Annotated in this window: 9 protein-coding genes and 1 pseudogene; 8 read left to right on the forward strand and 2 right to left on the reverse strand. The window is 38.8% G+C overall.

Going from position 1 to position 9,863, the window contains the following annotated elements; all coding sequences use genetic code 11:
* Positions 1-81: 81 nt before the first annotated feature.
* Positions 82-1,428 (forward strand): sensor histidine kinase, encoded by a 1,347-nt coding sequence (locus B2P60_RS09200; RefSeq protein WP_193006272.1) that lies wholly within the window; start codon positions 82-84, stop codon positions 1,426-1,428.
* Positions 1,429-1,484: 56 nt separating this feature from the next.
* Here the strand turns inward: B2P60_RS09200 and B2P60_RS09205 are convergent, their stop codons facing one another.
* Positions 1,485-2,465, reverse strand: coding sequence for a CorA family divalent cation transporter (locus B2P60_RS09205; RefSeq protein ID WP_025651487.1), 981 nt, complete (start codon positions 2,463-2,465; stop codon positions 1,485-1,487).
* Positions 2,466-2,739: 274 nt separating this feature from the next.
* Between B2P60_RS09205 and B2P60_RS09210 the strand changes: the two genes are divergently transcribed.
* The 3 genes from B2P60_RS09210 to B2P60_RS09220 all read left to right on the forward strand — a co-directional run bounded on the left by B2P60_RS09210 (position 2,740) and on the right by B2P60_RS09220 (position 5,055).
* A complete protein-coding gene (locus tag B2P60_RS09210; RefSeq protein ID WP_025651486.1) occupies positions 2,740-3,336 on the forward strand; it encodes a PepSY domain-containing protein in 597 nt (198 codons plus the stop codon).
* A 432-nt stretch (positions 3,337-3,768) separates the two neighbouring features.
* Entirely contained in the window at positions 3,769-4,242 is a 474-nt protein-coding gene (locus tag B2P60_RS09215) for a diacylglycerol kinase (protein ID WP_025651484.1), read from the forward strand.
* Positions 4,243-4,290: 48 nt separating this feature from the next.
* Entirely contained in the window at positions 4,291-5,055 is a 765-nt protein-coding gene (locus B2P60_RS09220) for a PAP2 family lipid A phosphatase (RefSeq protein ID WP_025651483.1), read from the forward strand.
* On the opposite strand, the gene B2P60_RS09225 is transcribed toward B2P60_RS09220, so the two are convergent.
* A complete protein-coding gene (locus B2P60_RS09225; RefSeq protein ID WP_025651482.1) occupies positions 5,017-5,562 on the reverse strand; it encodes a manganese efflux pump MntP family protein in 546 nt (181 codons plus the stop codon). The two genes, B2P60_RS09220 and B2P60_RS09225, sit on opposite strands and share 39 nt — an antisense overlap.
* A gap of 196 nt (positions 5,563-5,758) precedes the next feature.
* On the opposite strand from B2P60_RS09225, the gene B2P60_RS09230 reads away from it, so the two are divergent.
* From B2P60_RS09230 to B2P60_RS09245, 4 genes and pseudogenes are all read left to right on the forward strand, one after another.
* A complete protein-coding gene (locus tag B2P60_RS09230; protein WP_025651480.1) occupies positions 5,759-6,328 on the forward strand; it encodes a PepSY domain-containing protein in 570 nt (189 codons plus the stop codon).
* 149 nt (positions 6,329-6,477) lie between these two features.
* A complete protein-coding gene (locus B2P60_RS09235) occupies positions 6,478-7,137 on the forward strand; it encodes a response regulator (RefSeq protein ID WP_025651479.1) in 660 nt (219 codons plus the stop codon).
* Positions 7,130-8,785 carry a sensor histidine kinase gene (locus tag B2P60_RS09240; RefSeq protein ID WP_286740934.1) on the forward strand — a complete coding sequence of 552 codons (1,656 nt, stop codon included), beginning with the start codon at positions 7,130-7,132 and terminating at the stop codon, positions 8,783-8,785. Before B2P60_RS09235 ends, B2P60_RS09240 begins: the two co-directional genes overlap by 8 nt.
* Positions 8,786-8,913: 128 nt before the next feature.
* Positions 8,914-9,714, forward strand: a pseudogene (locus B2P60_RS09245) (hypothetical protein).
* Positions 9,715-9,863: the final 149 nt, after the last annotated feature.

Raw genomic sequence — 9,863 nt, forward strand, 5'->3', positions numbered from 1 at the left:
TACAGACTCAATCTGATTAAGAGTCGTCCTAGTTATACCTCCTATCCTCTTTCTACTACCTTATACTATGAAGTAAATGCCATGTTCAGCCTCGACTCTATCGCTAATAAATTTCGACTGTCATATTTTTTATTTGCCATATTACTTTGCGCTGCTTTCGTCAGTATTTTTATGTACGCTGAGACAAGGATGGAGCAAGAGTTGGTCAAAGCTCGCTTACTGCAACAGCTAGAGCTTAGTCAAGAAAAGGATGGCGATCAGCCTGTCTACACTGCAGATCCGGGCATAAAAATTTATCGCTATAATCATGCACCTGATAATTTAAAAGCTTTGGCAACCGAGACAGTGCAAGAGATGCCCGTAACCGTGCCCACCAAAGATGGCAATGTTAGAACTAATCTACATTTCTTCATCTATCAGCAAAATAAACAACGCTATGTTTTAACCTATTTAGAAGACACTGAGATGGTAATGGGGAACTACCCTGTCCTTGCCATTTTTGAACACCTAGAAGACATCTTTGCCAATGCCTTAAGAGTTGCCGTTATTTTAAGCTTACTAATTGCCGCAATATTTTCTCAGCTATCCTCTAGGCAAATTACTAAACCTTTATTAGACTTAAAAAAAGCAGTAGAAACCGATCATCAAAACTTAACCGAATTGACCCATTTGCCCTCCGAGGTTGGCGTATTAGCACGCGCTATTGATGAGAAGAATCATAAGCTTGAGCAGTATCTCAAACGTGAGCAGCTATTTACTGGAGATGTTAGCCACGAGCTGCGCACGCCTTTGACGATTATTATGGGTGCATCAGAAGTACTGGCTTCTCAATTAGAAGGCGATAGCCGTTTGAGCGAGTTTACTAATCGTATTAGTACTACAGCTAAAGAGACCTCTGAGATTATCAGCGCATTATTACTACTCTCGCGTGCTCCTGAAAAACTGGACGCTCCGCAAACCTCTATCAATAGCATTGCTAACAATGAAGTGGAACGCTTAAAGTATTTGCTACGGTATAAGACTGTGACTTATGCAGTAGTCGCTGAACAAGAGTATTTTGCCTACGTACGACCTGAATTACTAAAAATGGCACTAGGCAACTTAATAAAGAATGCCTTTCAATACACGGATGAGGGTGAGGTAGTTATTATTATTGACGATAAAAAAATCACCGTTACCGATACTGGCTTGGGTATTCCTGAAGCGATGATGCCTCTACTCTATGAAAGGTTTGAGCGTTTAGAGCAAAAGAAAAATGATGGGCAATTAACTGATAAGTTCTCGTCAAAAGATTATACGAGCTATAAGGTTGATGGCACAGGGTTAGGTCTAAGTATTGTTCAGCGCATCATAACGCATATGGGCTGGCAACTTACCCATCAAGCTAATGCTGCAGGCGGTAGTACGTTTAGTATTTATTATAAATAAATTCTACTAATAAACAATCTTTAAAAGCCTAAGACATTACAAGTTAGCAGTACAGTTTAAAACCATTTCTTACTTTTAAAATACACAACGATGGCCACAGTCAATGTTACCATCACACCCCACAAGGCAAAGTAACCCTCATTCCATTTTAACTCAGGCATATAGTCAAAATTCATACCGTAAACGCCTACCAAAAATGTTAATGGTATAAATACCACTGACACTAAGGTCAAGGTACGTATGATTTCATTCAAACGATGGCCCTGAATTGAGAATATCAGATTGGTTTTACTATCAAGCTCAAACAACTCAAAATCAATTTCATCAATCAAATTGTTGGCTTGCTCTTTAAGTTCGGTGAAATACTTACTATCCATAGGAATAATATTAATCGTTTCCAGCTTTACAATGGTATTGCGAAGGCTCAGCGTCGCTTTCTTAAAGTTCAACATGCGACGTTTTTGCTCCTCAACCTTTTTAGTAAAATAAGGCGTTGGATTAATATTGGTCACCTTTATCGAGTCACCGTCAGCATTCAGTAATTTCTCAAACGTCTCTTCATAGTTTGCTATCAATGACTCAATCAACAGAAAAAGCAAATAATCTACTTTTTTGCTTCGAACTTGTCCTTTGCCTTCGCTTAAGCGATCACGAATCCACTGAAAATGATTATTATGATTCTCTTGCAAACTCCATAACATATTTGACGATACAACGAAAATCAATTGTTTATTATCTAGATTTTTGTCATCAGTTTTTAATACTTTTAGAGCGATAAACAGGACATTATCGAGTTCGATAACCTTATTGGCATGCTCATCATCTTGCAATAATTTAATTAAAAAATCATCAAACTGGTTCTGGATGACAACTTGCTCCATCTCATCTAACTCTCTCAATCCATAAGTATTGAGCCAAAAAACTTCGTCGCCGTGAGGCTCAAAGTTCAAAATTAAGATATCTTCGCAAGGTACTTTTGATACTGTTGAAGGTGAATAAGCGATAAGCGTCGTATTTCGTAAGAATTCGTCTGACATCCTTTTTCCTCCTATAGAAACTCCTTTAATCAAAACTTAGCAAGCCTAGTATCTAAGCCAGACATTAGATCTGTTAAACATTTAGTAGTCTTTTAAATAATGATTTAACTCAGAAAATTAAGCAATATTTATTATATCTACTCGCTAATCAAACTCTTATTTTCCGCTAAGTTTCCCCTATGTCGTCTCTCGTATTATAGATTCATACCCACGAGGTAGCTGGCAAAACCACTAATGGTGTGTCAGAAATTGATTAATACAAAGGATGACTCTCATGAAAAACTTATCAACGCTAACCAAATCAGCAATCATCGCCCTTACTATTGCAGGCGTAGGTGCAACCGCTATCGCCGCCCCTGCTGCTAATACCAAAGCCGTAACTGGATCAAGTGAAGCTGTCAGCGCTATGCAAAGTAAGATCAGCTTAACGCAAGCAATCGATATAGCTAAACAGAATGCTAAAGGTGATCTAATCAGCGCAGAATTCGATTATGACGACGATGATGATAATGGCAACGGTGCTGTAACGGGCGAGTATGAAGTTGAGTTTGTATCAAACGGTACGGCTTACGAGGTCAAGATCGACGCCAATACTGGCAAAGTCATCGAGACTGAAAAAGAGAAGTTAGATAAAGAAGACATGGCTGAATATAGAGCGCTGATGCAAGCCAAAGTTACGCTAACTAGTGCTATGCAAAAAGCCACTCAAAGCGTAAATGGTAAAGTCATCGGTGTTGAGTTCGAGCTTGAAAAAGGTCAAGCCTTATATGACATCGAAGTTGTCAAAGACAATCAGATATATGATGTGAGCATAGATGCCAATACTGGCAAGGTTCTAAGCAGCCAAGTTGATATGGAGGATGATGGCTAAAAAGTAAGCAAAGCTAAATACTAACTCTTCATTAATAGGATGCAGTAGCCAATACCTTGATAAACAAGGTGTCGGCTATTGCTTTTTTGTATATATTGAATTTTGATATTAATATTGCCCTTTCCAAATAATTTTATAAATATTTTTTATCTTAACGCTTCCTTAACAGCTCCAAGCACATACTGATACCCAAGTGCTAACCAGTGCCCTCCTACACTGGGATCATTACAACAATAAATATATCGGTGATTGCACTTTTTCTTATTTTCACTGTAACTTCAATAGTCAGTAGTAGCCAATACCTTAATCAAACTCGGTATTCGCTACTGCTTCTTATTATATGAAATTCATCTTAACGCGATCTTAACATGCACTGTAATATCATTAAGACCTGCCAGCTATTCTAATCTTAATAAATACTAAGCTATCGATATGAATAATTCCAAGACTACTGCTCTGAGCCACGAACATACAAATCTTGATTATAAAAATCAGCCTGTATCTGATGATACTTTTGTAGCGGATAGTTTTGCAAATGAGGTTAAAGGTAAAAAAGGGTTAGCCCGTATTGTAAAAGCTACGGGGTATTCTATAGATGGTTTTAAAGCGGCTTATAAGTTTGAAGCGGCCTTTAGGCAAGTTATCTGGCTCAATCTCTTATTGTTCACAGTCATTATATTTATGCCTTTTAACGTCAGCGCCAAAATGGTGCTTGTGATTGCTTCATTCTTATCCCTCATTGTGGAGCTTATTAATACGGGTATTGAAGCGAGCGTCGATCATACTTCAACGGATCATCATCCCCTCGCTAAAATAGCCAAGGACGTGGGTTCTGCCGCGCAATTTTTGGCATTATTACTATTGTTCGTTTTGTGGTGCATGGCGTTATCTAATCTTTTATTTTAAAAAGTGCTTAAATTTTTAGCAATTTTATACATTGAGTAAGGTATTTTCATGATTTTAGAAGATAACCCAACTAACTGGATATGGCTTAAGCTTTTTTGCTTAACAATTATTGCCGCTCTAACCTTTGAGCATAGCCAATTTGATGTTCGTATTAGTGAGTTTTTCTATAATAATGGTCAGTGGCTGATAGAAAAAGGCGAACAGCCTTACGCTTTTATTTTTTATGATGGTCCTAAAGCATTATTAATCTTGTTGGCTCTCTATTTAATATCCGTATTGGTTATCAAATACAGACAATCTTCAAATATCGCCTCTATCATCGATAACAATAAAACAAGTAAATTTATTGTGCCCTTCTCAATTCGTGAAATAAGTTACTTACTTATTGTTCTTATTGTGGTGCCTTCTACTATCGCGCTATTAAAAAGCGTTACTCATGTGAGCTGTCCTAATCATCTAACGCTTTTTGGCGGGGATCTACCTTATCTTAATCTATGGCAAAATATGCTTGCTAAAACCGATACAAAATGTTTTCCAGCAGCTCATGCCAGCGCAGGATTTTCTTTGTATGGCTTAGCATTTTTACCTACTCTTTATAAGTATCGCTATCGAATATTTGAAATCGTAACCGTATTAGGCTGGACAATGGGCCTATATAAAATGATGTTTGGTGATCATTTTTTTAGTCATACCTTAGTATCGATGTTGGTGTCTTTGACTATAGCTTGTGCGCTGGCCAGCGTGTTTTTTAAGAGAACAGAGCATAATTATGCTTCAAATAACCATCTTCACACCAATCGCTATCAGCACTAAACCGCCCAAAGCTTCTGCCCAACTGCCGAGCCATGTTCCTGACTGGCGTCCTATATAAGCCCCTAAAACACTTAAAATAGCGGTCGTCAATGCGATGATTAAACAGGCAGCATAAGCATTAACTACCAACAGGTTTAACGTAAAGCCCGCTGCCATCGCATCGAGACTAGTCGCTATAGCCAATGACAGCAAGGTTTTATGACTTACATTGATCCGAGTATCGTCACTAACCGAACACGACTCATAAAGCATCTTAATCCCAAGAGCCACTAGTATGATAAAAGCAATCCAAGCAGCCCATTCCGCAAACCAACCGAGCATAGTAGAGCCAAGCGCATAACCAATTAGCGGCATCACCCCCTGAGCAACACCGAAGTATAATCCAATGAGTAACGCCATTTTTATAAACTGCGACTTACCATCGCTTCTATGTGTCGAGCCAAGACCGATTGCAGCCGCAAACGCATCCGCAGCGAGTGCTAACGCCAATAATAGTATCTCAAACATAATAAAATATTACTCTGTATAAGGATTATCGAAAGAGCAACAGCATTATAGCCCAAAAATATGAGTAGCTAACTGAACGCTTATTCTACGCTAAGCTTCTTCTATGTCTTGTTTTGTATGATGGACTCATATCGACACTTCTGACAACTTTGATAATGAGTCGTCAGACATGAACCTTAAATACGGAGTAAACACGATGAAAAAACTATCAACCCTAAGCAAATCCCTACTTATTGCTCTTAGCGTTCTAGGTATTGGTACTCTCGCTGTTGCCTCAGGTCAAATACCTGCTATTTCAGGCGCAAAGACGAGTGACGCAGTCGCGATAGCACAGAGTAAAATCAGTCTAGAGCAAGCCGTCGCTATTGCACAAAAAACAGTCAAAGGAGACTTAATTAGCGCTGAGTTTGACCAAAACGATTATATGGCAAGTGGCGAGTATGAAATCAAGCTTATCAATGATGGAGTGGAGCATGAAGTAAAAATTGACGCCAGTAGCGGCAAAGTTCTAAAATCTAAGCAGGAAAAAATAGATCAAGACGACTTAGCAGAATATAACGCTATGAGGCAAGCCCAAATAACCCTAACCCAAGCCATGCAAAAAGCAACGCAAAGTGTTGGTGGCAAAATTACTGAAGCAGAGTTTGATTTTGATAACGGTATACCCGCTTATGAGATTGAAATAGCTAAAGGGATGGACATAAATAAACTGATAATCGATAGCATGAATGGTCAGGTTGTCAGCAGTCAGTTAGATGATGATTAATATTTTAAAACTTGGTTGAATATAGCTTAACAACGGCTCTACTCTGTACACTAGTATCGATTAGAGCTTTTTAGTTTGAGGACGCTATAAAAAGTGTCACTATAGATAAATATTTTTTAATCCTACTAGTCACATAATAAGGATATCCCATGCGCGTATTGGTAGTCGAAGATGACTTGATGATTGGCGAGAGTCTGAGCGAAGCCTTGCAAGATGAGGCTTATACGGTTGATTGGGTCAAAGACGGTCGTCAAGCCATACTGACATTAAGGGTGCAACCTTATGACATCATCTTATTAGACTTAGGTCTTCCAGAAGTTGATGGCATGGGCGTGTTGACTGCTATTCGCGATGCCAAGATTGAAACACCAGTGTTGATACTCACCGCGCGTGATCAATTAAAAGATAGAATTGCAGGCTTAGACTCAGGGGCTGATGATTATGTCGTCAAGCCTTTTGAGTTAGGAGAAGTCTTTGCACGCATGAGAGTACTTATTCGCCGTGCCCAAGGCAAGGCTGATAATCAAGTGACGGTTGGCAATTTAAGTTTAGATACCGCGCACAAACGGGTCATGATGGATGGTAGCCCTATCGATTTAACCGCAAAGGAGTACATGCTTCTCACTACCTTTATGCTATCGCCTGAAAAAGTCATGTCCAAAAATGAGCTTGAGGATTCGTTATATGGCTGGGGCGGCGAAGTTGAAAGTAACGCCATTGAGTTTTTGATTCATAGTTTACGCAAAAAGGTCGGACAAGATAGAATCAAAAATGTTCGTGGCCTTGGATGGTATATCAGCAATGCCTAAATTTCGTAAGCCCTTTAACTCATTACAGTTCCAACTTATCTTTTGGTCTGTTGTGTCATTATTACTACTGGCAATAGTGGCTGGTGGTTATGGATTTTGGTACAGCTATAACGAGATAAATGACTTTCAGGATGATAACTTAAAAAATACTGCTGCCTTATTAGAGCAGTCGCTTAATATTAGTGGTTTAAATAATAATGCTGCTTATTCATACAGTGACGAGCATACCCGCAGCAACATTCACTTTGATACCGATGACGATGATGGTGCGATCACCGTTGATATAGTCATACTCTCCGCCTCACTCAATAACGGGGTAGAAGATTATCAGAACGTTCAAAGCGATGATGAGCATGATTACTCAGAACCTATACCGTTGGCATTAGTAAATAGCGTTCCACAAGGGATAAGCGATCAAAACATTGACGGTCATTCTTGGCGAACCTATAGAAATGATGTCAAGATTGAGTCTTTAGATACTGATGAAGAAGTGGCTCTAATTTTGCGCCAACAGACAGATTTACAGGATGATTTAGCCAAAGCTAGTGCCTTACAGTCTTTTTTACCCCTTATTATCGGTATAGCATTATTACTGCTTTTACTGCCTTTTATCATGTGGCGCATGATGAAACCTGTGCGTCAATTGCATCATGAGATAAGCGCACGTAATGAGAATGACCTAAGTCCTTTATCGATTGGTAGACTGCCCTCTGAATTGCTGCCACTAGCCGAATCGTTAAATAGATTATTGGCTATAGTCAAAATTAGTATTGAACGTCAGCAACGCTTTATCGCTGATGCTGCCCATGAACTGCGCTCGCCGCTGACTGCCATCTCACTACAATTACAACGATTACAGCGTATTAGTAATGATAACGTTATGTCGGAAGGCCTCGATAAACTGGCTATTCGCTTGAGGCGTAATCAAAGTTTGGTTGAGCAATTATTAACGCTCGCTCGTGCTGGTAATATCAATACCGAGCTTGGTACCGAGACAACAGCAACCAATGTTAAATCTATTATCGAACAAGTCATAGGGTTACTCATTCCTATTGCTGATAATAAGAACATCGAACTAACTGTCGACTTACAGTCAAGTAGCAAAGTAAAGATAGATGAGACATCATTATTAATGCTCATAAAAAACCTGATTCAAAACGCTATTATTTATACGCTAGATAATGGTCAAGTCATGGTTAAACTCTATCAACTTGAGCAAAACTCAGGCAGTTTGGATAAATCGGCTTTAAATGCTCAATATAATTTTGGCTCACATGTGATTCAATCTGGGAAATTAAATGATATATCCAAGACGCTAGATAACAAATTAGTATTACAGATCATAGATTCAGGCGCAGGCATTGACCCTAGTGATTATGAGAAAGCTTTTGAACCCTTTATACGGCTTAATCAAGTGATTAGTGCAGCTGATCAATTTAGCGACAGTAAACTTAACAATAGTATAAGCGCTTCAAGATCAGATAGCGCAAGTAAGCAATCACAGGAAATAGAAGGTACAGGACTTGGGCTCTCTATTGTTAAATCAATCTGTGAGCAGGCAGGTATCGATGTCTTTATGAAGGACTCTAATTCTGAGATTTTAAACTTACATGATAATCGAGGACTTTGTATAACTTTGATCTTTTAAACTCATACATAGAAATTTTAATAGATCTAAATAGTTGCATCTTCACACTTTCTTAACATCTCTATTGATAATTTAGTGACATCTACAACGTAACATTAAATTTGTTTACTAATAGAGTGAATCTAACCATGAATACAACCTTAAACAATCAATACTCACCCACTGCTTCTAGTAACGATCCAGTGCTAAACGCTTTGTCCAAAGTTCCGGAAGTTACCCTTCTTTTTTAGATAATTAAAATCGCAGCTACTACGCTTGGTGAGACTGCGGGTGATGCTTTATCAATGTCATTAAATCTAGGATACATTGTCAGTACTGGCATTTTCGCTATTATATTTGCTATAGCAGTCGCTACCCAGATTAAAGCCAACTCATTTAATAAATGGTTGTATTGGGGCACGATTATAGCAACAACGACTTTAGGTACAACAATAGCAGACTATGTGACAAGATCACTAGGAATTGGCTATGCTGGCGGCTCAGCGCTTCTAGTAGCTTTACTTGGAATATGTCTAATGACATGGCAGAAGACGATGGGAAGCATTGCCGTTGATAGTATCAGCAAACCCAAAGCAGAGGTGTTTTACTGGACGACCATTATGTTTTCGCAGACATTAGGTACCGCACTTGGTGACTGGGTAGCCGATAGCACAGGCATGGGTTATACCACGAGTGCGATTATCTTTGGATCTTTGTTAGCACTAATTGCGCTAGCTCATTTTTATACTAAGATATCTAAAACACTATTATTTTGGAGTGCTTTCGTACTGACTCGGCCTTTAGGAGCGGTATTAGGCGACTTTTTAGATAAGCCTATTGATCATGGCGGTCTCGCGCTAAGTCGCTTTGGAGCATCAGCAGCCTTGTTAGTGTTTATCATTGTCTGCTTATTAGTCTTCAAACAGCGGGCTAGTGCTAAAGCGTATTGATGATAATGCATCTAGTAAAGTTTACTTTATGGATTAAATGATAATTTCTTAGATGCTCATAGCTTTGTTAACGAAGGGCTGCGATTATTAGTGTGATGAATAAATATGGATAATGATTAGATATAGGGTAATCCCCCCAATAAATAAGA

The organism is Psychrobacter sp. UBA3068, assembly GCF_002366815.1.
Taxonomy (GTDB): Bacteria; Pseudomonadota; Gammaproteobacteria; order Pseudomonadales; family Moraxellaceae; genus Psychrobacter; species Psychrobacter namhaensis.

Excerpts from the sequence above, each read along its gene's own strand:
- B2P60_RS09240 (WP_286740934.1), top strand. The coding sequence starts at position 7,130 with ATGCCTAAATTTCGTAAGCCCTTTAACTCATTACAGTTCCAACTTATC.
- B2P60_RS09235 (WP_025651479.1), top strand. The coding sequence starts at position 6,478 with ATGCGCGTATTGGTAGTCGAAGATGACTTGATGATTGGCGAGAGTCTG.
- B2P60_RS09210 (WP_025651486.1), top strand. The coding sequence starts at position 2,740 with ATGAAAAACTTATCAACGCTAACCAAATCAGCAATCATCGCCCTTACT.
- B2P60_RS09200 (WP_193006272.1), top strand. The coding sequence starts at position 82 with ATGTTCAGCCTCGACTCTATCGCTAATAAATTTCGACTGTCATATTTT.
- B2P60_RS09205 (WP_025651487.1), bottom strand. The coding sequence starts at position 2,465 with ATGTCAGACGAATTCTTACGAAATACGACGCTTATCGCTTATTCACCT.
- B2P60_RS09225 (WP_025651482.1), bottom strand. The coding sequence starts at position 5,562 with ATGTTTGAGATACTATTATTGGCGTTAGCACTCGCTGCGGATGCGTTT.
- B2P60_RS09230 (WP_025651480.1), top strand. The coding sequence starts at position 5,759 with ATGAAAAAACTATCAACCCTAAGCAAATCCCTACTTATTGCTCTTAGC.
- B2P60_RS09215 (WP_025651484.1), top strand. The coding sequence starts at position 3,769 with ATGAATAATTCCAAGACTACTGCTCTGAGCCACGAACATACAAATCTT.
- B2P60_RS09220 (WP_025651483.1), top strand. The coding sequence starts at position 4,291 with ATGATTTTAGAAGATAACCCAACTAACTGGATATGGCTTAAGCTTTTT.